20 protein-coding genes and 1 pseudogene are annotated in these 25,281 nt (G+C 68.5%); 12 read left to right on the top strand and 9 right to left on the bottom strand.

The window, feature by feature from the left end:
* Both H0X91_RS32690 and H0X91_RS32685 read right to left on the bottom strand, forming a co-directional pair.
* A pseudogene (locus H0X91_RS32690) lies at positions 1–642 on the bottom strand (DNA translocase FtsK); the annotation flags it as partial.
* Positions 643–819: 177 nt separating this feature from the next.
* Positions 820–1,365: an META domain-containing protein gene (locus H0X91_RS32685; RefSeq protein WP_006489608.1), complete on the bottom strand. Its 546-nt coding sequence runs from the start codon at positions 1,363–1,365 to the stop codon at positions 820–822.
* A gap of 215 nt (positions 1,366–1,580) precedes the next feature.
* Here H0X91_RS32685 and purT point away from each other — a divergent pair, with 215 nt between their 5' ends.
* The 4 genes from purT to H0X91_RS32665 all read left to right on the top strand — a co-directional run bounded on the left by purT (position 1,581) and on the right by H0X91_RS32665 (position 5,405).
* Positions 1,581–2,795, top strand: coding sequence for a formate-dependent phosphoribosylglycinamide formyltransferase (purT, locus tag H0X91_RS32680; RefSeq protein WP_034201491.1), 1,215 nt, complete (start codon positions 1,581–1,583; stop codon positions 2,793–2,795).
* Positions 2,796–2,813: 18 nt separating this feature from the next.
* Positions 2,814–2,999 carry a DUF6726 family protein gene (locus H0X91_RS32675; protein ID WP_006489604.1) on the top strand — a complete coding sequence of 62 codons (186 nt, stop codon included), beginning with the start codon at positions 2,814–2,816 and terminating at the stop codon, positions 2,997–2,999.
* 94 nt (positions 3,000–3,093) lie between these two features.
* A complete protein-coding gene (locus H0X91_RS32670; protein ID WP_006497051.1) occupies positions 3,094–3,474 on the top strand; it encodes an MliC family protein in 381 nt (126 codons plus the stop codon).
* A 380-nt stretch (positions 3,475–3,854) separates the two neighbouring features.
* Positions 3,855–5,405, top strand: coding sequence for a DEAD/DEAH box helicase (locus H0X91_RS32665; protein ID WP_034178288.1), 1,551 nt, complete (start codon positions 3,855–3,857; stop codon positions 5,403–5,405).
* 253 nt (positions 5,406–5,658) lie between these two features.
* Here H0X91_RS32665 and gluQRS read toward each other — a convergent pair whose 3' ends face one another.
* Positions 5,659–6,555, bottom strand: a complete 897-nt coding sequence (gluQRS, locus tag H0X91_RS32660) for a tRNA glutamyl-Q(34) synthetase GluQRS (protein WP_060266955.1) — start codon at positions 6,553–6,555, stop codon at positions 5,659–5,661.
* Positions 6,556–6,579: 24 nt separating this feature from the next.
* Entirely contained in the window at positions 6,580–7,434 is an 855-nt protein-coding gene (locus H0X91_RS32655) for a sulfurtransferase (RefSeq protein WP_006489627.1), read from the bottom strand.
* A gap of 216 nt (positions 7,435–7,650) precedes the next feature.
* Here H0X91_RS32655 and dnaE point away from each other — a divergent pair, with 216 nt between their 5' ends.
* The 7 genes from dnaE to H0X91_RS32620 all read left to right on the top strand — a co-directional run bounded on the left by dnaE (position 7,651) and on the right by H0X91_RS32620 (position 19,267).
* Positions 7,651–11,184, top strand: coding sequence for a DNA polymerase III subunit alpha (dnaE, locus tag H0X91_RS32650; RefSeq protein WP_058901673.1), 3,534 nt, complete (start codon positions 7,651–7,653; stop codon positions 11,182–11,184).
* Between the two features lie 32 nt (positions 11,185–11,216).
* On the top strand, positions 11,217–13,004 hold the full coding sequence (gene msbA / locus H0X91_RS32645; protein WP_034201493.1) for a lipid A export permease/ATP-binding protein MsbA: 1,788 nt from the start codon (positions 11,217–11,219) through the stop codon (positions 13,002–13,004).
* A 32-nt stretch (positions 13,005–13,036) separates the two neighbouring features.
* Positions 13,037–14,101, top strand: coding sequence for a glycosyltransferase family 4 protein (locus H0X91_RS32640; protein WP_012492745.1), 1,065 nt, complete (start codon positions 13,037–13,039; stop codon positions 14,099–14,101).
* A 262-nt stretch (positions 14,102–14,363) separates the two neighbouring features.
* Entirely contained in the window at positions 14,364–15,494 is a 1,131-nt protein-coding gene (locus H0X91_RS32635) for a glycosyltransferase family 9 protein (RefSeq protein WP_077056577.1), read from the top strand.
* Positions 15,495–15,547: 53 nt separating this feature from the next.
* Entirely contained in the window at positions 15,548–16,777 is a 1,230-nt protein-coding gene (locus tag H0X91_RS32630) for an O-antigen ligase family protein (protein WP_006497044.1), read from the top strand.
* Positions 16,774–18,015: a glycosyltransferase gene (locus tag H0X91_RS32625; protein ID WP_006497042.1), complete on the top strand. Its 1,242-nt coding sequence runs from the start codon at positions 16,774–16,776 to the stop codon at positions 18,013–18,015. The genes H0X91_RS32630 and H0X91_RS32625 overlap by 4 nt, the downstream gene beginning before the upstream one ends.
* A gap of 37 nt (positions 18,016–18,052) precedes the next feature.
* Positions 18,053–19,267, top strand: coding sequence for a glycosyltransferase family 9 protein (locus tag H0X91_RS32620; protein ID WP_058901669.1), 1,215 nt, complete (start codon positions 18,053–18,055; stop codon positions 19,265–19,267).
* A 34-nt stretch (positions 19,268–19,301) separates the two neighbouring features.
* On the opposite strand, the gene H0X91_RS32615 is transcribed toward H0X91_RS32620, so the two are convergent.
* The gene (locus H0X91_RS32615) at positions 19,302–20,072 is read right to left on the bottom strand and encodes a glycosyltransferase family 2 protein (protein ID WP_196433697.1); all 771 of its coding nucleotides are present in this window, start codon (positions 20,070–20,072) and stop codon (positions 19,302–19,304) included.
* A 145-nt stretch (positions 20,073–20,217) separates the two neighbouring features.
* On the opposite strand from H0X91_RS32615, the gene H0X91_RS32610 reads away from it, so the two are divergent.
* Positions 20,218–20,595 (top strand): RcnB family protein, encoded by a 378-nt coding sequence (locus H0X91_RS32610; protein ID WP_046337625.1) that lies wholly within the window; start codon positions 20,218–20,220, stop codon positions 20,593–20,595.
* A gap of 64 nt (positions 20,596–20,659) precedes the next feature.
* On the opposite strand, the gene H0X91_RS32605 is transcribed toward H0X91_RS32610, so the two are convergent.
* From H0X91_RS32605 to H0X91_RS32590, 4 genes are all read right to left on the bottom strand, one after another.
* A complete protein-coding gene (locus H0X91_RS32605) occupies positions 20,660–21,226 on the bottom strand; it encodes an FUSC family protein (RefSeq protein ID WP_060211828.1) in 567 nt (188 codons plus the stop codon).
* 38 nt (positions 21,227–21,264) lie between these two features.
* The gene (locus tag H0X91_RS32600) at positions 21,265–22,524 is read right to left on the bottom strand and encodes an MFS transporter (RefSeq protein ID WP_006489615.1); all 1,260 of its coding nucleotides are present in this window, start codon (positions 22,522–22,524) and stop codon (positions 21,265–21,267) included.
* Entirely contained in the window at positions 22,521–23,486 is a 966-nt protein-coding gene (locus H0X91_RS32595) for a PRC-barrel domain-containing protein (protein WP_006497038.1), read from the bottom strand. Before H0X91_RS32595 ends, H0X91_RS32600 begins: the two co-directional genes overlap by 4 nt.
* 253 nt (positions 23,487–23,739) lie before the next feature.
* Positions 23,740–24,891, bottom strand: a complete 1,152-nt coding sequence (locus H0X91_RS32590; protein WP_077056575.1) for a collagen-like triple helix repeat-containing protein — start codon at positions 24,889–24,891, stop codon at positions 23,740–23,742.
* Positions 24,892–25,281: the final 390 nt, after the last annotated feature.

Raw genomic sequence — 25,281 nt, 5'->3', positions numbered from 1 at the left:
GGCGGGCGGCACCGGCGTGCGCGGGGAGGCGGTCGGCTTCAGCCAGCCCGACGGCGCGACGGGTTCCGCAAGCGGGCGCGGGGGCGTCTTGCTGCGCGGCTTCGGTCGTGCCTGCGGATCGGGTTTCCACAATGTCGGGCGCGAATACCGGCCGTTCTGGCGCGGCGCCATCGAGTTGACGGTGTGCGCGGTGGTCGGTTGCACGACGTCGTCGTCGCGATGCAGCGCGCTGCGCGGCAGGTCGGCGATTCCGCGCGCGTCGTCGTCGCCGCCGTCGCGCGACAGCTTGACGCCGAACGACGTGTCGACCCATGCGGCGAACTGCCGCCAGCCGATGCCGGTCAGCCACGGCAGGCCGGCGAAGAACAGCACGACCATCGCGACCGGCGTGCCGACCGGGCCGAGCACGTGGGCGAAGCCGGCCGAGAACGCATGACCGAGCGCGTTCGTGTCGGGGCCCGACAGCGGGCTCGTCAGCGTGCAACTTGCGACGAATACCGCGGCGAAGCCGAGCCACAGGCGAATCGAGCCGCGACCGGCGAGTCCGCCGCCACCGGGCAGCATCGCCTGCACGAGACGCCAGAAGAGAAGGAGGAACCAGACGGCGGAGATGCCGAACCAGCCGAAGACAACCGTGTGCATGCTTTGAAACAGGAGTGGGGCGGGGCGCGCGGGGCGCGACCCGCCGAGTTTAACCGGCCGGCGAACAAGACTCTAACGCGGCGTGATTCCGATTCACGCTGCGCGACGCACGCGGCTGGCGCGTGCGCGTGGCGCGCCACGCGAAGGCGGTCGGTCGGCCTTCGCGCGCGCCGTACATCAGGGGCTCCGGTGCGTGAACGTCAGCGTTGCGCCGGCCTGGGTCACGATCTGCAATTGCTGGGGCGCACGCATCTGCACGCCGGTCTTCTCGACGTGGGCGAGCGCATCGAGGTAGGCGGCTTCGAGCTGGCCGCCGAGCGTGTTTGGGCAGGCCATCCGCGTGCCGGCGAGCGGGCCGAAGCTCAGCACGCCGTTCTTGATCGCGTAGGTGCCCATGTAGCGGTTGCAGCCGGAGAACCCGCTCGCGCGCCGGATGCCCGAATCGGTCGACAGCGCGAGCTTGATCGGTTCGCCGTTGTCGCCGTGCGGGATCGCGCGTGGCGTGCCGTCGGCGTTCACCCAGCTGGTGAGCTCCCAACTGGTGTCGTCGAGCAGCTGGACGGCGGCCGGGTTGTACGGGTCGGGCGCGGGGGCGGCGGAATCGGGATGGGTCGGCATCGCGCAGGCGGCGAGAAGCGTGGCAAGCGTCAGCGCGCAAAGCGGCGCGCGCAACGGGCGAAGCAGGCCGGTGCGTGCGCGTGCGGCCGCGGACAGGTGGGACATGAGCCTCGTTCCTCTTCGGATTCTGATCAAGGCGTAAGAGTAACGCACCCGCCCCGCGGCAGGCGAGCCGACACTTCGCGCGTGAAAACGTTCGCAGCCCGCCCACGGGATCGCGCGGCGCGGCGTGGGCGCGACCAAACCGCCCAAACCGGCCCGGATGCCCGTGTTAACATCGAAGCCGTTTTCGTCCTCCAACAGAACCAGCGGGAAATCACATGCAGATCGGTCAGCGGCTCGGTACGCCGCTTTCACCCTCGGCCACGCGCGTCATGCTGCTCGGCGCCGGCGAACTCGGCAAGGAAGTCATCATCGCGTTGCAGCGCCTCGGCGTCGAAGTCGTCGCGGTCGATCGTTATCAGGATGCGCCGGGCCACCAGGTCGCCCATCGCGCGCACGTGATCGACATGACGGACCCGGCCGCGCTGCGGGCGATCGTCGAGGCCGAGCGCCCGCATTTGATCGTGCCCGAGATCGAGGCGATCGCCACCGACGCGCTCGCGGCGATCGAGGCGGCCGGCCTCGCCGAGGTGATCCCGACCGCGCGCGCGACGCAGCTCACGATGAATCGCGAAGGGATCCGCCGGCTCGCGGCCGAGGAACTCGGCCTGCCGACGTCGCCGTATGCGTTCGCCGATTCGTTCGAAGCCTTCAGCGCGGCCGTCGCGAAGATCGGCATGCCGTGCGTCGTGAAGCCCGTGATGTCGTCGTCGGGCAAGGGGCAGTCGGTCGTGAAGACCGACGCCGACGTGAAACCCGCGTGGGACCATGCGATGGCGGGCGGGCGCGTGAACCACGGCCGCGTGATCGTCGAGGGCTTCGTCGATTTCGACTACGAGATCACGCAGCTGACCGTGCGCGCGATCGACCCCGCGACGCTCGACACGCGTACCTACTTCTGCGAGCCGGTCGGCCACGTGCAGGTGGCGGGCGACTATGTCGAATCGTGGCAGCCGCAGCCGATGCGCGCGGCAGCGCTCGCGAAGTCGCGCGAGATCGCGCACAAGGTGACCGAGGCGCTCGGCGGGCGCGGGATGTTCGGCGTCGAGCTGTTCGTGCGCGGCGACGACGTCTGGTTCTCCGAGGTGAGCCCGCGGCCGCACGATACGGGCCTCGTCACGCTCGCCTCGCAGCGCCAGTCGGAATTCGAGCTGCACGCGCGGGCGATTCTCGGGCTGCCGGTGGATCCGGCGCTCGGCACGCCGGCTGCGTCGGCGGTGATCTACGGCGGGCTCGACGAGCGCGGGATCGCGTTCGAAGGCGTGCGCGACGCGCTCGCGGTGCCGGGCGCGGACCTGCGCCTGTTCGGCAAGCCGGAAAGTTTTGCGAAGCGACGCATGGGCGTCGCGCTGGCGACCGGCGCGACCGTCGACGAAGCCCGCGAACGCGCGAAGCGCGCGGCCGCGGCCGTCCGGCCCGTGTCGGCGCGCTGACGGAACGAGGAGAGGACGATGGCGTCGAGATGGTTGCGTATCGGAAAGCTGGGCGTCGCGCTGGCGCTCGTCGCGAGTCTCGCGGGCTGCGGCCTTGCGGCCGCGCCGTGCCGCGTGGCGTCGGCCGGGCTCAAGATCGTGCCGCTCGTCGGCCATGTCGCCGCCGCGCCGACCGATGCGTGCGCGGACGTGATCGATCCCTGATTCCGGCAACCGGCGTGCTAACCCGCCACCCCGATAAACAATAACCGCGCGCCCCGCGAGGGCGCGTTTCCACCCGTCTCGTGAGAGGACCTGCATGATTCGCCAAACCTTCGCTGCGCTTGCGCTCGCCGGCACCGCCGTTTCCGTCGCGCATGCCGCGCAACTGACCGTCGAAGAGATCGACGCCGACGCGCGCCAGCAAACCGTCTACCAGTGCGCGAACCACAAGCAGCCGGTGCGCGTGTCGTACTGGCTCGCGGGCAACGGCCAGAGCTTCGCGCTCGTGCCGGTCGACGGCAAGCAGATGCTGTTCGTCGATACGGTGTCGGCGTCCGGCGCGCGCTATCAGGCAGGCCGCTATACGTGGTGGACGAAGGGCAAGGAAGCGACGCTGCGCGACGAGATCGCCGACCCGAAGTCGCCGCCGCTGCTGGGCGACTGCGTGCAGGTCGAGAAGAAAAAGAAGAAGGGCTGACCGGCGGGCACGATCGCGGAGCGTATTCGCCACCCGTGTTGACCGGCTGTCGGGCTGGCGGCGCACCTGTCGATACGACGCTTAGAGATCGAACCCCTAATATCGTGTGCCGGCCGAGTCGGATAACCCGATCGGCCAGCCGTTCGCCCGCGCGGGCCTTGGGCGGGCCTGGGCGGCCCCGCCGCGCGAACCGCCGCCACGGCCGTTCGCGGCTTGTCACGGACAGATGCCCGCACGGTGCTACAATACGGCCCTTTCCGCCGGCATTCGCGCCGAACGGAGTCCGCACGGCCTGGCGTCCAGCGTTCGCATTGAACCGGTCCCAAGCGCCAGAGCGGCGCCGCGCGGCGCGCCGCGGCTCCGTCTATTTCCGAATTGTGATGAGCGCAGGCCCGGCTGGCCTGACGCACGATGTCCCCGCCGCGCCTTTTGAGCGAAACGCCACCATGTCCGATTCTGTCGCCAAGCCCGTCGACGCAACCTTCGATCAATTCGGCCTTGCCGCCGATATCCTGAAAGCCATTGCGGAGCAGGGCTATACGACGCCGACGCCGATCCAGGCGCAGGCCATTCCGGTCGTGCTCGCCGGCCGCGACGTCATGGGCGCCGCGCAAACGGGCACCGGCAAGACCGCGAGCTTCTCGCTGCCGATCATCCAGCGTCTGCTGCCGCAGGCCAACACGAGCGCGTCACCGGCGCGCCACCCGGTGCGTGCGCTGATCCTCACGCCGACCCGCGAACTCGCCGACCAGGTCGCCGCGAACGTGCACGCGTATGCGAAGCACACGCCGCTGCGCAGCGCGGTGGTGTTCGGCGGCGTCGACATGAACCCGCAATCGGCCGAACTGCGCCGCGGCGTCGAGATCCTGATCGCGACGCCGGGCCGCCTGCTCGACCACGTGCAGCAGAAGACGGCGAACCTCGGCCAGGTGCAGATCCTCGTGCTCGACGAAGCCGACCGGATGCTCGACATGGGCTTCCTGCCCGATCTGCAGCGCATCCTGAACCTGCTGCCGAAGGAGCGTCAGACGCTGTTGTTCTCGGCCACCTTCTCGGGCGAAATCAAGAAGCTCGCGTCGACCTACCTGCGCAACCCGCAGACGATCGAGGTCGCGCGCAGCAACTCGACGAACGCGAACGTCACGCAGATCGTCTACGACGTCGCCGAAGGCGACAAGCAGGCGGCCGTCGTGCAGTTGCTGCGCGATCGCGGCCTCAAGCAGGTGATCGTGTTCTGCAACAGCAAGATCGGTGCGAGCCGCCTCGCGCGCAATCTCGAGCGCGACGGCGTGGTCGCATCGGCGATCCACGGCGACAAGACGCAGATCGAGCGGATGCAGGCGCTCGACGCGTTCAAGCGCGGCGAGATCGAGGCGCTGGTCGCGACCGACGTGGCCGCGCGCGGTCTCGACATCGCCGAGCTGCCGGCCGTGATCAACTTCGACCTGCCGTTCAGCGCGGAAGACTACGTGCACCGGATCGGCCGTACCGGCCGCGCGGGTGCGACGGGCGACGCGCTGTCGCTGTGCAGCCCGAACGAGCGCAAGCAGCTCGCCGATATCGAGAAGCTGATCAAGCGTCCGCTCGAAATGCAGACGCTCAAGCTCGACAAGCCGGCGCGCCATCGTCACGACGAGCGCGGCGGGGAGCGTGGCGGTGAGCGCGGTGGCGAACGGGGCGGCCGGCGCGATCGCGACGAGCATCGCGGGGCATCGGGCCGCCGGTCGTCGGGCAGCGCCGAGCGCGGTGGCCATCATCGCCGCCACGAAGCGCCGGTCGACGATTTCTTCCTGAAGCCGTACGAGCCGTCGGCGTCGGCGAAGCAGCCGGACGACGCGCAGCCCGCGCAGCAGCCCGAGAAGAAAGGGCCGAAGCGCCAGGTCGCCGCGCTGCTCGGCGGCTTCGGGATGCCGCGCAAGCCGTCGGCATAAGGCGGGCCGAGTGGTTGGGGCGGTGCGTGAGCGCTGCCGGACAAGCGGGTACATGTGACGAGCATGTGCCCGTTTTTCATTGGGCGAGGCGATCGGGGCGGGGCGTGTGCGAGCTATTGCTTGCCGCGTGCGGGAGGAGCTTTCGATGCCGAGTCGTCGGCGGACGTGGCTTTCGCCTTGCTTTCATGCGGCTGGATTCGGTGCTGACCGAGACAGGCGCGTCGTCGGCGTGGGCCGGCGTCCTGCAAGCGATTCAACCGGCACGCGGCCCGAAGCGACGCACCCATGCATCGGTCGCGGCCGCGTAGAACGCGTCGATCGTATGGCCCGGCAGATCGCCATCGGCCGCCAGACCGAGATGCGCGGCCGCGGCCCGCAGCGCCGGCAGCGGATCGTCGCGTTCGAGTGCCGTCGCGCCCGTCTGCTTGCTGAGCTTTTCGCCGTTGGCATCGACGACGACCGGCACGTGCAGGTACGCGGGAGTCGGCACGCCTAGGCAGCGCTGCAGGTAGATCTGGCGCGCGGTCGAATCGAGCAGGTCGGCGCCGCGCACGACGTGCGTGATGCCGGCATCGGCATCGTCGACGACGACCGCGAGCTGATACGCCCATTGGCCGTCCGCGCGTTTCAGCACGAAATCGCCGACTTCGGTCGCGAGGTTCTGCGATTGCGCGTGCTGCCAGCGATCGTCGAACGTGACGACCGCATCGTCGCCGTCCGGCACGCGCAGCCGCCATGCGCGCGCGGGCTTGCCGTGCAGGCCGGTGCGGCAGGTACCCGGATACGCGAGCGTCGTATGGCGTTCATGGGCGGCGCGCAGCGAATCGGCGATTTCCTTGCGCGTGCAGCCGCACGGATAGACGAGCCCCGCCGCGACGAGCCGCTCGAGCGCGGCCGTGTAGGCCGCATCGCGCGTACTCTGCCAGACGGGCGGTTCGTCGGGCGTCATGCCGAAATGCGCGAGGGTCGCGAGGATGTCGTCGGCCGCACCGGGGACCGTGCGCGGGCCGTCGAGATCCTCGATGCGGACGAGCCATGTGCCGCCGTGCGCGCGGGCGTCGAGCCAGCTTGCGAGCGCGCCGACCAGCGAGCCGAAGTGCAGCGGGCCGGTGGGCGACGGCGCGAAGCGGCCGCGATAGCCGGGATTCATCGCGGGTCGCGGTGCGACGCGCCGTTACGCGGCGCTGGCTGCCTGCGCGCAGGCCGGGCACGACTTGCCGGCCACGTAGCTCGGCGATCGTTGCGCTTCCGGCGTGACGACCGCGCGGCACGCGAAGCACGTGACGTTCTCGGTCGGCTGGAGCTGCGGGTTCAGCGCGGTGCGGTAGTCGAACACGAAGCAGTCGCCGTGATAATGCGCGCCGCCGACTTCCTCGAAGTATTTCAGGATCCCGCCTTCGAGCTGGTACACGTTGTCGATGCCGATTTCCTTCATGTGGATCGCGGCCTTCTCGCAGCGGATGCCGCCGGTGCAGAACGACACGACCGTCTTGCCTTCGAGGTCGGCGCGGTTCGCGTCGATCACTTCCGGGAATTCGCTGAACTTGTCGATCCGGTAGTCGAGCGCGTTGTCGAACGTGCCGACGTCGACCTCGAACGCGTTGCGCGTGTCGAGCATCACGACCGGGCGGCCGGTATCGTCGTGGCCGCGATCGAGCCACGACTTCAGCGTGCGCGCGTCGACGAACGGCGCGCGGCCGAGTTCCGGCTTGATCGCGGGCTTCTTCATCGTGATGATCTCGCGCTTCAGGCGCACGAGCATGCGGCGAAACGGCTGCGAGTCGGACAGGCTTTCCTTGAACTGCAGCGTCGCGAACTTGCCTTCGAACAGCGGATCGTGGCGGATGTACGCGATGAATGCGTCGGTGGCTTCGCGCGTGCCGGCGATGAACAGGTTGATGCCTTCCGGCGCGAGCAGGATCGTGCCGCGCAGGCCGAGTTCGTTGCAGCGGGCGGTGACGAGCGGGCGCCATTGCTCGTTCGCGTCGAGCGATACGAAGTGGTAGGCGGCGAGGTTGACGATGGTCATGATGGTCCGACGGGAAAACGGCCGCCCGGCGGCCCGCAAAAAAGGGTGCGAAGCCGGGGCGCTGATTCGAAAAACCGTATTATCCCGCAAACGGCGCGGGCGTCGGTACCTGGCCGATCGGCCAACCGCGCGACGCGTCGCCGCGTGCATCGGCCGAACGGCCAAAGCGGGCATTTTTTGGGCAGCCCGCGCGGCGGGGCGGCTACAATAGCGCCCATGTCAGATCCTCGCTTCGTCCATCTTCGCGTTCACTCCGAATTCTCGATTGCCGACGGCATCGTGCGCATTGACGACATCGTCAAGGCGGCGGCCGCGGACGGTCAGGGCGCGCTCGCGCTCACCGATCTCGGCAACGCATTCGGCCTCGTCCGTTTCTACCAGGAAGCCCGCGGCAAGGGCATCAAGCCGATCGCCGGCTGCGACGTCTGGATTGCCAATCCGGACGACCGCGACAAGCCGTCGCGGCTGCTGCTGCTGGTCAAGGACAAGGTCGGTTACCTGAATCTCTGCGAGCTGCTGTCGAAGGCGTGGCTCACGAACCAGTACCGCGGCCGCGCGGAACTCGACGCGAGCTGGCTCGACGGCGAGCTCGCGCAGGGGCTGCTCGCGCTGTCGGGCGCGCAACAGGGCGATATCGGGCTCGCGCTGGCCGCGGGCAACGAAGAAGCCGCGCGCCGTCACGCCGAGCGCTGGGCGAGGGTGTTCCCGGGCGGCTTCTACATCGAGCTGCAGCGTTACGGCCAGCCGGGCGCCGAGGCGTACATCCAGGAGGCGGCGACGCTCGCCGCGTCGCTGAAGCTGCCGGTCGTCGCGACGCACCCGACGCAGTTCATGACCGACGACGATTTCACCGCGCACGAGGCGCGCGTGTGCATCTCGGAAGGCGACATCCTCGCGAACCCGCGGCGCCAGAAGCGTTTCACGACCGACCAGTATTTCCGCACGCAGGACGACATGGCCGCGCTGTTCGCCGACCTGCCGTCGGCGATTGCCAATACGGTCGAGATCGCGAAGCGCTGCAACCTGAAGCTCGAGCTCGGCAAGCCGAAACTGCCGCTGTTCCCGACGCCGGACGGCATGTCGCTCGACGACTACCTGGTCCAGCTGTCGAAGGAGGGGCTCGAAACCCGCCTCGCGCAGTTGTATCCGGTCGAAGCCGAGCGCGACGCGCAGCGCGACACGTACTACAAGCGCCTCGAATTCGAGTGCGGGACCATCACGAAGATGGGCTTCCCCGGCTACTTCCTGATCGTCGCGGACTTCATCAACTGGGCGAAGAACAACGGCGTGCCGGTCGGCCCGGGCCGCGGCTCGGGCGCCGGTTCGCTGGTCGCGTACGCGCTCGGCATTACCGACCTCGATCCGCTGCGCTACAACCTGCTGTTCGAGCGCTTCCTGAATCCGGAACGCGTGTCGATGCCCGACTTCGACATCGACTTCTGCCAGCACGGCCGCGATCGCGTGATCCAGTACGTGAAGGAGAAATACGGCGCGGACGCCGTCTCGCAGATCGCCACGTTCGGCACGATGGCCGCGAAGGCGGCCGTGCGCGACATCGGCCGCGTGCTCGACCTCGGCTACATGTTTACCGACGGCGTCGCGAAGCTGATTCCGTTCAAGCCCGGCAAGCACGTGACGATTGCCGACGCGATGAAGGAAGAACCGCAGCTGCAGGAGCGCTACGACCACGAGGACGAAGTCCACCAGCTGCTCGATCTCGCGCAGCGCGTCGAGGGCCTCACGCGTAACGTCGGGATGCACGCGGGCGGCGTGCTGATCGCGCCCGGCAAGCTGACCGATTTCTGCCCGCTGTACACGCAGGGCGACGACGGCGGCGTGGTCAGCCAGTACGACAAGGACGACGTCGAAGCCGTCGGCCTCGTGAAGTTCGACTTTCTGGGTCTCACGACGCTGACGATCCTCGACTGGGCCGAGCGCTACATCCGCCGTCTCGATCCGTCGAAGGCAGACTGGTCGCTCGCGCAGGTGCCGCTCGACGATCCGGCGTCGTTCCAGATCCTGAAGAAGGCCAACACGGTCGCGGTGTTCCAGCTGGAAAGCCGCGGGATGCAGGGCATGCTGAAGGATGCGCAGCCCGACCGCTTCGAGGACATCATCGCGCTCGTGTCGTTGTACCGGCCGGGCCCGATGGACCTGATCCCGAGCTTCTGCGCGCGGAAGCACGGCCGCGAGAAGGTCGAATACCCGGATCCGCGCGTCGAACCCGTCCTGAAAGAGACCTACGGCATCATGGTCTATCAGGAGCAGGTGATGCAGATGGCGCAGATCATCGGCGGCTACTCGCTCGGCGGCGCGGACTTGCTGCGTCGCGCGATGGGCAAGAAGAAGCCCGAGGAGATGGTCAAGCACCGCGAGATCTTCGCCGAGGGGGCCGCGAAGAACGGCCTCACGCGCGAGAAGTCCGACGAGATCTTCGACTTGATGGAGAAGTTCGCGGGCTACGGCTTCAACAAGTCGCACGCGGCCGCGTATGCGCTGCTCGCGTATTACACCGCGTGGCTGAAGGCGCACCATCCGGCCGAATTCATGGCGGCCAACATGACGCTCGCGATGGACGACACCGACAAGGTGAAGATCCTGTTCGACGACTGCGTCGTGAACAACCTCGCCGTGCTGCCGCCGGACATCAACCAGTCGCATTACCGGTTCGAGCCGGTCGCGGAAGCCGACGGCAAGCGCTCGCGCACGATCCGCTACGGCCTCGGCGCGGTGAAGGGCAGCGGCCAGAACGCGATCGAGGAAATCCTGCGCGCCCGCGAGGAAAAGGCGTTCACCGACCTGTTCGACTTCTGCGAACGGATCGACCGGCGCGTCGTCAACCGCCGCACGGTCGAGGCGCTGATCCGCGCCGGCGCGTTCGATTCGCTGAACCCGAACCGTGCGCAACTGATCGCGTCGGTGCCGCTCGCGATGGAAGCGGCCGACCAGGCCGAAGCGAACGCGATGCAGGCCGGCCTGTTCGACATGGGCGCCGAGTCGCCGCACGCGCATGCGCTCGTCGACGAACCCGCGTGGGACGACAAGCGCCGCCTGCAGGAAGAAAAGGCCGCGCTGGGTTTCTATCTGTCCGGCCACCTGTTCGATGCGTATCGCGACGAAGTGCGGCGCTTCGTGCGGCAGAAGGTCGGTGACCTGAAGGAAGGGCGCGACAAGCTCGTCGCCGGCATCATCGCGTCGCTGCGCACGCAGATGACGCAGCGCGGCAAGATGCTGATCGCGCTGCTCGACGACGGCACGGGCCAGTGCGAGATCACGATCTTCAACGAACAGTTCGAGGCGAACAAGGCGCTGTTCAAGGAAGACGAGCTGCTGATCGTGCAGGGGCAGGCGCGCAACGACGCGTTCACCGGCGGCATTCGCTTCACGGCCGATACCGTGATGGATCTCGAACGCGCGCGCAGCCGCTACGCGCAGGCCGTGCGGCTGACGATGAACGGCAACGCCGACGCGCTCGCGCTGCGCCGTGTGCTCGAGCCGCACGTGTCGAAGGACGATCCGGCCGCCGCGAACGTGATCGAAGCGCCCGCGCCGCGCGGCGGCGGGCGCGATGGCGGTCGGCGCCCGCAGGCGCCGCTGCCGAACGGGCTCGCGGTGCAGATCCACTACAGCAACGCGCGCGCGCAAGGCGAAATGCGTCTGGGCGATGCCTGGCGCGTGAAACCGAGCGACGTGCTGCTGGCAGAGCTGCGCGCGGCGTTCGACGGTAGTTCCGCCGAAATCGTCTACTGAATGATTTTCGATTCAAATTCCTTGAGGGCACCTTGAGCGTCAAGCCTACTCTTAGCAAACCCATAGGCGGGGAAGACGCATCGTCGCCCGTGGTCGTCGCGCGCCGCCTTTGGCCGTACCTGAAGCCGCTCCTGTGGGTGATGGTGGCGGGCGTCCTCGCGATGGCCGTCGTCGCGGCAACGGAAGCCGGGATTCCGGCGTTGCTCAAGCCGCTGCTCGACCGCGGCTTCGGCACGAAGGGCGACGTGACCGCGAAGCTCTACGTGCCGATCGCGGTCGTCGGTCTCGCGCTGGTGCGTGCCGCCGCGCAGTACGCGTCCAACTATCTGCTTCAGTATGTCTCGAACCGGATCCTGCTCGACCTGCGGATCGAGATGTTCAACCGGATGATTCACACCGGCGTGTCGTTTTTCCAGCGCGAGACCGCGAGTACGGTGATCAATGCGGTCGTCTTCGAGGTCAACCAGGTCCTGAACGTATTGCTGGGCGTGTTGATTACGCTCGTGCGTGATTCGTTGACGGTGGTCTTTCTGCTGGGTTATCTGTTCTATTTGAACTGGCGACTGACACTGATCGTCGCCGTGTTGCTGCCGTGTATCGGCTGGCTCGTCGGCAAGATCAACCGGCGTTTGCGCCGGTTGAACCGCGAGCACCAGATGCTGACGAACCAGCTCGCGTACATCGTCGAGGAGACCGTCGGCGGCTACAAGGTCGTCAAGATCCACAACGGCGAGCAGTACGAAATCAGCCGCTTCAACGAATTGAGCCGGCGTCTGCGCGGCTATTCGATGCGAATGATCGTGTCGGGTGGGCTTGCGCAGCCGCTCACGCAGTTTCTCGCGTCGATCGCGCTGGCCGTCGTGCTGACGATTGCCGTCGTGCAGTCCGCGAACGACCAGACGACGGTCGGTGGCTTTGTCGCGTTCGTCACCGCGATGCTGCTCATCATTTCGCCGCTCAAGCACCTGATGGACGTGAACCAGCCGCTGCAGCGCGGGATGACGGCGGCCGAGCTGATCTTCGGCCTGATCGACGAGCCGCGTGAGCCCGAAGGCGGCGGCAAGCCGCTCGAGCGGGCCACCGGCCGGATTCGTTTCAACGACGTGTCGTTCGCGTATCACGCCGGCACCGGCAAGCCAACGCTCGACCGCGTGTCGTTTGACGTGGCGCCTGGCGAGATGATCGCGCTCGCAGGGCCGTCAGGCAGCGGCAAGACGACGCTTGTCAACCTGATGCCGCGCTTTTTCGATCCGACGTCCGGAGAGATTCTCGTCGACGGCGTCGCGTTACCCGAGTATCGGCTACGTGACCTGCGTGACCAGATTGCGATGGTGAGTCAGGATGTCGTGCTGTTCAACGACACGATCGCGAGCAACGTCGCGTACGGCCAAACCCCCGACCGCGAACGCGTGACGGCGGCGCTGCGCGCCGCGAATCTGCTCAGTACGGTCGAGGCGATGCCCGACGGGCTCGACACGCTCGTCGGCGACAACGGGATGCGCCTGTCGGGCGGCCAGCGCCAGCGTCTCGCGATTGCGCGCGCGATCTACAAGGATGCGCCGATCCTGATTCTCGACGAAGCGACGTCGGCGCTCGATTCGGAATCCGAGCGTCACGTTCAGGCGGCGCTCGAGACGCTGATGAAGGGCCGCACGACGCTGGTGATCGCACACCGGCTGTCGACGATCGAGCGTGCAGACCGGATTCTCGTGATGGACGGCGGCAGAATCGTCGAGAGCGGCAGCCACGCGGCGCTGCTCGCATCCGGCGGCCTATATGCCCATCTGCATCGGATTCAGTTCCAGCAGGAGGCCGGGTGAGCGTCGTGCGGGCCCGTGTCGCGCGTGCGGAGATGAAGATCGGCCTGTCGGCCAATGCGCTGAAGCACGGGGGCGGCCTCGAGCGCTACGCGATCGATATCGCGCGGGGAATGGCGGAGGCGGGCGTGACGCCCGCGTTCTTCGCGCGCTCCGTCGACGCGTCGATTCCGGAGGCGCGGCTCGTCGAGCCGCATCGGATCAACGTCTCGTTCCTGCCCGGCAAGGTGCGCGACGAATGGTTCTCGTGGCGGCTCCGCGGTGCACGCCGCGCGGCCGACGTGGATGTGCTGATCGGCTGTAATCGGGTCGCCTGCTCGGAGATCGCGATTTGCGGCGGCACACATCGAGGGTTCTTGCGCGCGATCGGCCGCGCACCGGGCTATTTCGACCGGCGCCAGATTGCGCTCGAGAGCCGGCAGTACGCGAATGCGCGCTATGTGGTCGCGCATTCGCAGATGATGCGCGACGAACTGCGCACGCTGTACGGCGTCGACGACGCCAGGATCCGCATGCTGTATCCCCCCGTCGATGCGCAGCGCTTCACGCCTGTCGGCGACGACGAGCGCACCGCGTTGCGGCGCCGCTTCGGTTTCGGCGAGCGCGACGTCGTGCTGCTGTTTCCGTCGAGCAGCCACGTGCGCAAGGGCTTGCCGCTGATCGAGGCCGCGCTGCAGGGGACGGACGCGTCGATCGTCGTCGCGGTGGCCGGCCGCCCGCCGGAGCGGACCTCGGCGCAACTGCGCTACATCGGCTACGTGAAGGACATCGAGGACGGATACCGCGCGGCGGATTACACGATCCTTGCATCGAAATACGAGCCGTTCGGGCTGGTCGGCATCGAGTCAGTGATGTGCGGGACACCCGTGATCTTGCCGCCCACGCTCGGCTGCCATGACGTCATCGCGGACCATGCGAAGCTGACGTTCGCAGCCGACGATGTCGAGGCGCTGCGCGCCGTGCTGGCGACGGCCGCACAGCGCGTGCGAGCCGGCGACCGGGCTGCCGTCGCGCGCGACGCGGTAGGCTACGACCCGGGCGTGCGCCATCATGTCGAGCAGTTGCTCGCGCTGGCCCGCGAGGCGTGGGCGCCGGCGTAGCGGTCCGTCCCTGTAAGGGGCAATCTGTCAGACGGCTTCCGGTTCGGGCGCGCGAGGGGGCGATGGTATACTCTGGCGGCCTGTTTGGGTGGTGCGGCTGGCTATTCCGCTCCGGTGATTCGTGCCGGTTGATCGGCGCGATTTGCTCCGTGCAAATACTTATTCAATTCACAATGATCATGGTGATTCGTGTGGCGACTCGGCTGTTCATCGGGCCGATCCGCGTCGCGAATTTTGCCATCGAGACAGCCCGCTGTTAACGATGAGCCGCTTCCCCGGACGTATCCACATCTTCGCGCGGGCTCTGCCGAGATTGCTGTTCAAGCCGCTGCGGCGCAAGCCTCGGCAACCGGCGAGCATTTTCGTCGCGCACCATCTCCTGCTCGGCGATACGCTGTTGCTGACACCGTTGCTGGCGAAGCTGCGCGAACAATATCCGCACGCGCGCATCGCGCTCGCGTGTCCGAAGGCGATCGCACCGTTGTATGCGGGCGAGCCGTTTGGCGTCCAGGCGTTGGCTTTCGATCCGCGTGATCCCGTGTCGGTGCGCCGCTTGCTGGCGTCGGGGCCGTACGATCTCGGCCTCGTCGCGGCGGATAACCGTCACAGCTGGCTGGCGCTCGCGGCCGGCTGTCGCTGGATCGTCGCGCACGACGGCGATGCCCCGGCGTGGAAGAACTGGCCGGTCGACGAACGCCGTCCGTATCCCGATGCGCCGGCCGCGTGGGGCGACCTGATCGCGGACCTGGTCGACGGCAGCCCTCCGCGCGCATACCGGCCGGGCGACTGGCCGGCGCCGCCGCCGAGCGTCGCGTTGCCAGCGGCGCTTCGGGAGCGGCCCTACGTGGTGCTGCATCCGGGTGCCAGCACGATGGTCAAGCGCTGGCCGATCGAGCGCTGGCGAGCGCTGGCGGCCGACATGGAGGCGGGTGGCTATCGGGTGGTGTGGAGCGGCGGCAAGAGCGAAGCCGACCTGATCGAGCAGATCGGGCCGCACGCCGGGCAGCCGAACTTTGCCGGGAAACTCGGTCTCGCCGATCTTTGGCATCTCTATGCAGGCGCTCGGGCAGTTGTCTGTCCCGACACGGGCGTCGCGCATCTCGCGCGCCTCATCGGCGTACCGACCGTCGCGCTGTTCGGGCCCGGCAGCGCGCTGGTTCACGGTGCCGGACGTTACTGGCGCGACGTTCCGTTCGTCGCCGTAACGATCGCGGACATGCCATGCCGCGATCAACCGTATATTTTCCGGCGTCACGTCCAATGGGTCAGGCGATGCGATCGCGACGCCACGACATGCGTCGCGTGGCACGACGGCTCCGCGGGCTGCATGAGCGGGCTGTCGGTGGACGCGGTACGTGGCGCACTGAAACACGTTCTGGTGCAAGTTCGATGACGGCTATTGCGGCGCGTATGGAGCGTCTTCTGTGGATTGGCTGCCCCGTTCTGATGTTCGCGATCATGTTCGGGCACATGGCGGCGTTCGTGAATTGCAGCATGGTGCTGGTCGGGATTGCGCTGATCGGCGCCGCGTGCGGGCGCGACCGGCCGGCGGTGTTCCGGTGGCCGTTGTTCGTCCCGATCGTCGGCTGGGCGGCGTGGAGTTTCGCGGCCACCCGCTGGTCGGTGTTCCCGGACGTCAGCCGGCATGCGTGGCTCGACGAGGTCGTGTATCCGCTGCTGTCGTTCTGGGGCTTCTGGCTGTTCGGCACGCGGGTCGAGCGGCCCGAACGCGTCACGCTGACCGTCTGGCTCGCGTGCGCGTTGCTCGCCGCGGTCAGCGTGATCTACTGGGGCAAGCTGCAGCCGCCGACACCCGAAACGTTCCCGTTGCGGTTCTATGCGCGGGTGGGGCATACGAGTACGCTCGTTGCGTTCGCCATGGCGTTGTTCTGTGCGTTCTTCGTGCCCAGGCGCGGCTGGCGCTGGTTCGGCGTGTCGGGACTCGTGCTGTGCGGGATGGTCGGGCTTGCCAGCCTCAACCGCTTCTTCTGGCCTGCTGCCGCGGTGGTGTTGCTGATCGGCCTTTATCCGCTGTACCGGCATCATCTGCTGCTGGCGGGGCTGGCAGTGGTCGTCGTCGGCGCCGGTGCGATCGGCACGCTCGAAATGAGCGCGCGGCTGCGCTATCACGATTCACCGCCGCCGCTGGCCGCATCGCGCGACGTCTCGATCGCCGGCGTGCGTCTGTATGTGCCGCCCGGCATGACGGCAGTCGGCGACACGCTGTCGTCGGACACGCGGCCCAAGCTGTGGCGGTTCTATGACGAGCAAGGTAGCCGTCACAAATGGCTGGGTATCGGTTTCGGCAAACCGGTGCCGGGAATGGCCTACCGCAGCGAGATGCCGCCCGAATTGCTGGCACTCGAGCCGCAGGCGCTGACGCACGCGCACAATCTTTTCCTGAATACGTGGCTACAGACCGGGCGCATCGGCCTGGCAATGCAGGCACTGTTGCTGGCGGCGCTCGCATTCGCGTTCTGGCGACTGCGGAAGGCTGATCCGTGGATTGCGGCGGGCGGCATCGCGCTCGTGGTCGGGATGGTCACGAAGAACCTGGTGGACGATTTCATGTGGCAGACGACGATCCTGGCATTCTGGGCATTTGCCGGGCTGGTGCTCGGGCATGGCGAGCGACGCGCACGCGTGCGTCGCGCGCAGCCGGGGAGCGGATCGTGAACGCCGTCGCGAGCCGCGCGGAAGCCGGCCCGTCGATCGCGAACGGCAAGCCCGTGCGATTGCTGTTCCATATCGACGACTTCGGGCGGGGCGGTACCGAAACCGCGCTGGTCGCGTGGCTGAACGCGCTGGATCGCCGCCAGTTTGCTCCCGCGTTGTCGGTTGCCTTCCCGACCGACGATCTCGATGCGCTGCGCCGCAGCGGCGCGATTCCGGCCGACGTGCCGGTTCACGTGCTCGCGACGGCGCGCTGGTCGCATGCGTTGCACCAGCTCGAGCGCCGCCGCCGGTTGCGCTTCGGCGAAAAGCTGCTGCACAAGCTGACGACCCATGCGGCGATTCGCCGGCTGGTCGCGCGACGCTTCCTGCAGGTCGCCTCCGGCTACGACCTCGTCTGCGATTACGATTTCTCGCTGCGGCGGATTGCCGGCCGCGGTACCGCGCCGTGGTTGGGCGTCAGCCACTACAGCTTCGTCGCACGCTTCGGCAAAAAAGGCGACGCGTACATGGCGCGGCGCACGCGCCAGTACGCGCGCTACGCGGCGATCGCGGTATTGACGCCTGCGATGCAGCACGAAGCCGAGAAGATGTTCGCCGGCTCCGGCGTGCGGGTCGTCGAACTCCCGAACGTGATCGACATCGCTGCGATCCGGCAGCAAGCAACGGCGTCGGTCGAGTGGCCGGCCGAACGGTTCGTCGTGTCGGTCGCGCGGCTCGACGAAGGGCAGAAGGATCACCGGACACTGCTGCGCGCGTATGCGCAATGGCGTGCTCGCCGGCCGGACGCGGTAGATCTCGTCCTGCTTGGCGACGGGCCGGATCGCGCAGCACTCGAGCAGCTTGCGGACGAACTGCGGATTCGCGATGCCGTGCATTTCATGGGCTATTGCGCGAATCCGTTTCCGTACGTTCGCGCCGCCGAAGCGCTCGTGCTGAGCAGCCGCTACGAAGGGTTCGGCATGGTGCTCGGCGAAGCGATGGCGCTCGGCACGCCGGTGCTCGCGGCCGACTGCCCGACCGGCCCGCGCGACATGCTCGACGACGGCCGCGCAGGCCTGCTCGTGCCGGTCGGCGATGTCGATGCGATGTCGGCGGCGCTGGAACGCCTCGTGACCGACGCGGACGTGCGCGCGGCGCTCGCGCCTTGTGCCGCGGCACGGATCGCGACGTTCGACGTGCCGGCGGCGAACCGGCGTTTCGCCGCGCTCGCCGCCGACCTGCTCGCGGCGGCGCGCTGAGCCGGCAGCATGGTTCGCGCCGCGCGATTTCGCTAAAATGGCCCGCTTCCGTCAGTCGATACCCGCCGTGACCGCTTCCCTTACGTTCGATACGCCGCCGCGCAGCATTCTCGTCACCTGCACCCGCCGGATCGGCGACGTGCTGCTGGCGACGCCGCTGGTCCGCTCCCTGAAGCGGCGCTGGCCTGACGCGCAGATCGACATGGTCGTGTTTCGCGGCACCGAGGGCGTGCTCGAGCACAATCCCGACATTCGTCGGGTGATCGTCGTCGCGCAGCGCGCGAAGCCGCGCGAGCGGTTCGCCGACGCGGCCAGGCTGTGGCGGCGCTACGATCTCGCATGCGCGGCGATCAGCTCCGATCGTGCCCGTTTCTATACGTGGTTCGGTGGGCGTCGGCGCGTCGGGCTCGTCGATCCGGAGCGGATCACGCGGCTGACGCGTTTCATGCTGGACGGCATTGCGCTCAATCGCCACGGCGATGTCCACACGGTGACGAGCAGTCTCGCGATTGCAGAAGTGCTCGGCGTGACGCCTTGCGCTGAAGTGGTCGCGCCCGGCATCGGCACCGATCCGGCGCGCGTCGCGCAATTCGACGCACTGCTGTATGGGCCGGCCGCGCTGTCGCGTACTCGAGCGCACATCGTGCTGCACCCATCCCCGATGTTCCGTTACAAGCAGTGGCGCGAGGACGGCTGGGTCGAACTGATCCGCTGGGCCCGCGCAAGCGGCTTCGACGTCGCGCTGAGCGGGGGGCCAGGCGCGGCGGAGGTCGACTATGCGCAGCGGATCGTGGCTGCCGCGGGCGAGCCGGTCGCGAATTTCGTCGGGCGCCTGACGTTCGGCGAGACCGCCGAACTGATTCGCCGCGCACGGCTGTTCGTCGGGCCGGACACCGGCGCGACGCACGTCGCCGCCGCGTGCGGGACGCCGACGCTCGCGCTGTTCGGACCGTCCAACCCGGTGCGCTGGGGGCCGTGGCCCGCCCACTGGCCCGCTCACGACGAGCCGTGGGCGTTGCGCGGTTCGGCGCAGCGCGGCAACGTTTACCTGATGCAGGGTGACGGCGACTGCGTGCCTTGCAAACTCGAAGGCTGCGACCGTCATCTGGAAAGCTGGAGCCGCTGCCTGACGGAGCTTTCCGCGCAGCGCGTGATTGCCGCCGCGGCGGCGCTCGTCGAAGGCCGTCCGGTGGTGGAGGCGCAGCGCGAGTCGATCATCGACGTGTCGGCCTTGCCGCGCCGCGGCGTATAACCGGTGCGCCATCGGCGCACCTTTCGGCCGCTGCCTAGCGGCGCGATGCGGGTTCGGCCGCGCCGTCGTGCGCGAGCTTCAGGAAGCGGTAGTACACCGTCTCCGCATTGAACACCGCGATCATGAATCCGGCCCGCCCGTCGAGGAACCCGCGACGCAGCACGTAGGTCCGCACGAACGCCCACACCCCCCGCCGGATGGCCTTGCCGACCGTCGCCCGCTCGCCGGCCGCGCGGCGTTGCCGCGCACCGGCGCTCGAATACGCGTCGAGCTTGCGCAGCACCGCGTCGATGTCGTCGTACGAGTAGTGGTGCAGCTTCCCGTCGAGCCGCGCGACGCGGCCGTCGAACACCAGCCGCTCGTGGACGAGGTCGTCCGAGAAGCGGGCGGTGTCCCGCCGGAACAGGCGCGGGATCCAGTCCGGATACCAGCCGCTGTGATGCACCCAGCTGCCGCAAAACGCCGACAACCGGTCGATGGCGTACACATCGGCCTGCGGGGCGCGCAACGCCGCACGGATCGATGCGGCGAGCTCGTCCGACACGATTTCGTCGGTGTCGATCGACAGCACCCAGTCCGTCGACAGCGCTGCGAGCGCGCGATTCTTCTGCGGGCCGAAGCCCGGCCAGTCGGCGGCGACGATCGCCCGGGCGCCGTGTGCGCGGGCGATCTCGACGGTGTCGTCGGTGCTGCCGCCGTCGACGACCACGATGTCGTCCGCAAAGGCGAGCGCGTCGAGGCACTGCGCGAGCCGGCGGGCCGCGTTGTGGGCGATGATGGCGACGCCGAGCGTAGGTTCAGCCATGAAAAATCGTACGGATCGAAGGTGAGCGAGAGTATACCCGCTGCCTCGTGCGTGGCGCCGCACAACCGGCGGGCCCCGCGAGGTGTGCTAGCCTTGTGTGCGGCCGGCGTCATCCCGGCGCCGGCGGTTCGACGGGAGGTGGATGATGGTAACAAGGCACCCGATTCTTGCCGTTGTGTTCGTGGCCGCCGCGTTGGCGGCGCCGACGTTATCCAGCGCGCAACAGGACGACCACGGGCATGGGCATGGCAATGGCCATGCGTATGGTCACGGCAAGCACGACATGCGCAAAGGGCCCGGCCGCGTTGAAGACGTACCGCCGCGCTGGGCCGACCAGCCGCGCCGCGAGTGGCACAAGGGTGACCGGCTTCCTCCCGAGTTCCGCGACCGCCAATACGTGATCGACGACTGGCGCGGCTATCACCTGAGTCCGCCGCCGCGCGGCTATCAATGGGTCGGCGTCGGCGGGGATCACCTGCTGGTGCAGATCGGTTCCGGCATCGTGCTGCGAATCGGCGACTGACCTAACCCGCGGCCCGGCATGGATGGCGATGCCGCGATGCGCGCCGGGCCGCCGGATTAGCGCGTCACTTTGCCGCCGCGCGGCGGAACCAGCGCCGTTCGATTCTCGACATCAGCCAGCACACGCCCAGCGCGCATACCGTGCCGAGCGTCACTTCGCCGAGCCGGATCAGCGGAACGTCCCACAGCGGTCCGTTGCCCGGGAACAGCAGCACGATCGTCGCGGTCACGCCGCCGAGCCGCGCCGCGCTGCCGACGTTCAGGCACCAGCAGCAGACGATCACGACCGCGACCGTGAGCGCATACGCGACGAGGCGATCGCCGCCCAGCGCCGCGCCGGCGAAACCGAGTACGCCGCCGACCATCGCGCCGATGAACTGGTCGCGCGACAGCGACATCGTGTCCGAGTAGTTGTGCTGCGTGACGGCGATCGCGGTGATCGCCGCCCACACGGCCTGCTCGGTATGCATCGCGCGGCCGATCGCATACGCGAGGCACGCGCCGCAGACGGCCTGCAGCGCCATCAGCGCGCCTTGCGTGAGCCGCTCGCTGAATGACAGCCCCTTGAACAGATCGAAGATCGACTGCTGGATCTGCTGGCGGGCTTCGTTGAGTGTCCTGATCGTATCCATCGTGCGTCGGCCAAGAAGCGGGTGGCGGCGGGCCGCCGTCAATGCGCCTGTTCGGGCGAGGCGGCGGCCGGTTCGTCGGCCGTCGCATCGCCATTCTCGACGCGGGTTTCGGGCATCACGAGCCAGACCAGCAGCACCGCGAGCGCGCCCGCGGCCGCGAGTCCGAAGAAGCTGACCGCATTGCCGAAGTGATCGGCGACGTAGCCGGCCACGGCCGTGCTGAGCGTCGCGCCGATCCCGGCCGCGAGCCCGAACAGCCCGATACACAGGTTGTAGCGGCCCTTGCCGCCCGCGACGTCGGCTGCGATCAGCGGCAGCATCACGCCGAACACGGCCGCGCTGATGCCGTCGAGCATCTGCACCGGCACGAGCAGGTACGGGCTGCTGACGCCCGCGAACAGCAGCGCGCGCACCGGCAGCGCGGAGAAGCCGAGCAGCAGGATCGGCCGGCGCCCCCAGCGCTGCGCGGAGCGGCCGACCCACGGCGACAGCATCGCGACGATCGCCTGCGGCACGATGATGCACGCGGCGATCACGAGCTGCACGTTCTCGCCCATCCCGGCCGTGACTTCGCCGGCCGCGAGGTTCAGCATCGCGGCGTTCGACAGGTGGAACAACACGACGCAGGCCGCGAAGATCAGCATCCGGCGGTCGCGCAGCAGTTCGAGCAGCGTTTCGCGCTCGCCGGCTTCGTCGAGGTCGTCCGGCTTCGACGACTGCGGGATCACCTGGTGCGTCGGCTGGATCATCGCGAGCGCGAACAGCGCGGGCAGCGCCAGCACGGCGGTCAGCCAGAACACCGCGCGCGCGGAGAAGTATTCGCCGGTCAGCCCCATCAGCCCGGCCGCGACTGCACTGCCGATCGACGCCCAGCGCGCGTTGCGGCCGAGCCGGTCGCCGAGGTCGGCGCGGCCGACGAGCGAGAACGAGATCGCGGCCATCGCCGGCACCAGCATGCAGCTCGCGAAGCCGTGGAATACCTCCGCGGCGATCACCGGCACGATCGTCGGGCTCGACGCGAGCAGGACCGCGGACAGGATGATGGCCGCGATCGCCCACGCGGCCGCGCCTTTCTTGTTCTTCAGCGCATCGACGGCGGCGCCGCCCGGCACCTGGCTGACCATCGCGCTGATCGTGCCGATCGACAGCACCATGCCGATCTCGCCCTGCGTCCATTTGTGCGACGCGAGGTAGGACGCGATGAACGGACCGAACCCGGTTTGAACGTTTGCAACGAAAAAGTTGAGCCAGTCGAGGGCCCGGAGACTGCGAACGCTGACGGAATGCTTGATCGTCATCGGGTGGCACTCGCAGACGAAGCCGGCGCGGCCGGGACAACGGGCGGGAAGACCGCGACGATCGGCTTGTCGGCCGCGTAGGGCGGCGATGCCTTGATCTGGGCGTCGTTCAGGTCGAGCTGCGGGTGCAGCGCCTTGTCGCGCGTGACGAAGCGCAGCGCGCCCCAGCTCGCGGCGATCGAACGGCGGTCGGTATTGACGAGCCCGCCGAGGTCGAGCACGACGGCCTGCGGCTGTGCGCCGCGGTCGATCAGCACGTCGACGATGCGGCCGATCTTCGTGCCGTTCGGGCGCTCGACATCGCTGTCGAGCATCGGCAGCCGCGTCGTCGGCGACGCCGCGGCCGAACCCGACAGCGGCACCGCCTTCGGTCGCGCGGCCGGCGGCAGGTCGCCCGACGGGACGTCGAGCACGATCGGCTCCTGCTTGCCGCCCGGCGTGAAGCGGAACACGTTCCACGGGAAGATGACCTTGCGGTCGCCGATGCCCATGAAGCCTTGCAGGTTGACGATCATCTCGCGCGGCTTGCCGCTCGCGTCGACCACCATGTCGACCGCGCGGCCGACCACCTTGCCGTTGCGGCGCGCGACTTCGCTGTCGAGCAGCGCGTGGATCTGGGTACGGTCGAGCGGGCGCGTCGCGACGATCGGCGGGGGCGGAGGTGGCGGCGGGGTCGGCGATTCGGGGCGCTGCACGGGTTTCGGCCGCGTCACCTCGCGGTGCGGCTTCTTCGGCGCTTCCGGCGTTTCCGGTTGCGTCGGCGCCGGCACGGGCGGCATCGTCAGCGGCTCGCCGGCGGTCTCCTCGACCGGCTCGACGAGCGCCTCGCTGATCGGGGCGGGCGGGTTCTGGACCGGCAGCAGCCCGCAGCCGGACAGCAGCGCGGCGGCGGCGAGAATCAGGAAGACCGTCGACGACGGCAACGACTTGCGGGATGCGGGAAACGGGAGTCCGCCGCTCATTGACACTCACTCCATGGGTCGGGGGCGGCCCGAGGGCACGCGGCTGGCGATGGATGGCGGGTGCGGGCGGCGCACCACGCGAGGTGAGAGTTTAACGTGTCTTGCTTTCAGGACCGATTTCGATGGCCTGTTGCAGGCGGACCGTCGGGAAAAGGAAGGGATCGGACGCGGGCGGACGACCGCGGAAACCGTCGGAGATGCGGTTGCGGCGCCCGAGCGTCGACGACGCGGCGGGCGCCGCATGGCGTGTTGCTTATTTGACCAGCGAGCCGAGCGTCGTCGTCACCGGGGCGAGCACGCCACCCGTCTTCGACAGCGCGCCGGTGCCGCTGCCGCCCGTCAGCCCCGCGACCGGCGCGCCGCCGGTCGCGCCCGACACGGCGGCCGTCACGGTGCCGGCCGCCGACGTGAGCGCGCCTGCCGGGTTGCCGCCGCCCGTTGCACCGCCGAGTGCACCCGTCGACAGCAACCCCGTCACCGGTGCGAGCGGGCTCGTCGCGGCGCCGCCGCCGCCGAGCAGCGCCGTGCCGGCGGTGGCGACCGTGTTGCCGGTTGCCGTCACCACGTTGCCGACGCCGGTCGTCACCGGGTTGCCGCCGGTTTTCGCGATCGTCATGCCGGCGTTCGCGACACCGTTGCCGACCGTCGTCACGAGGTTCGTGAGCGGCGCGCCGAGCGGCGTGCTCGACGCGACCGTCTGCGTGATCGAGCCGACCTGCGTCGTGATCGGCGTGATCGCCGAACTGGCGGCGCCCGTGACCTGCGCGACGGGGCCGGTCGACAACTGCGTGCCGAGCGTGGCGCCGCCGCCGGCGATCGTGTTGCCGAGCGTCGTGATCGCGCCGCCGACGGGCGACGTGACCGGCGCGAGGGGCGCCAGCGCCGACCCGCTGGCGCCGAGGCTGGACACCACGCCGCCGGTCGCCGCGACCGCGTCGCCGAGGTTCGTGACCACGCCGCCCGTGCTCGCGACCGTCGTGCCGACCGGATTCGACGACGCGCCGAGCTGGCCGAGCCCGGCGCCGAGACCGGTGCCGAGCGTGGTGACGGCCGCGCCGACGTCCTGCACGACGGTGCCGAGCCCCTGCATGGTCGCCGCGTTGGTGCCGGGCACCGACTGGCTCGCGATCACCGCGCCGCCGCCCGACACGGTGCCGCCCGCGGCGGTCACGATGTTGCTCGACGCCGCGGTCGTCTGGCCGACGCCGTTGGCGGACGTGCCGCTGGAGCCGTTGCCCGTGCCGCCGGTCGTGGCCGTCGTGTCGCCCGATCCCGACCCGCTGCCGCCGGTGCCCTGGCTCAGCGAGCCGGAGCCGCCGCACGCGGACAGCGACATCAGCGCCGCGGCGCCGGCCGCGATCATGATCATTCGGAGTCCTGCTTGATGAAGGGTGGGCGTGTTCATGTCGTCCTCGTCTCGATTATGGAAATGGATCTCAGGCAGCCTTCGTGTGCGTCGACGTATCGTCGCGACGGAAGCAAGGCGTCGGGCGCATCGTTGTTGTCTCCCTGATTGACCTGTCGCCGTGTCGCGTCTTCGCCTGAGTCGGAACCCGGAGCGCCTGCAGGACGAATCGTTTGAATTCTTTCGTCTTGCTTGCCGATCGTGCCGAAAACAACCGGATTCGTGCGATCAGAGTAGGTCCGTCGACACGAGCCGTCTTTTAAGGAAACGCTGATCAATGGACCAACTTCCGAAGTTGCAGGCGAGATGGCTTCAAATTTTCTGGATGACGAAGCGAATCGGCGCTCAATTCAGTGAATTTGGCGCGTAAGCGAGCCTCCCTGCTCGCAT

This window comes from Burkholderia sp. 9777_1386, from assembly GCF_015712265.1.
Lineage (GTDB): Bacteria > Pseudomonadota > Gammaproteobacteria > Burkholderiales > Burkholderiaceae > Burkholderia > Burkholderia cenocepacia.
Note: the sequence above shows the minus strand (reverse complement) of the source record. Positions and strands in the feature narration are given on the sequence as shown.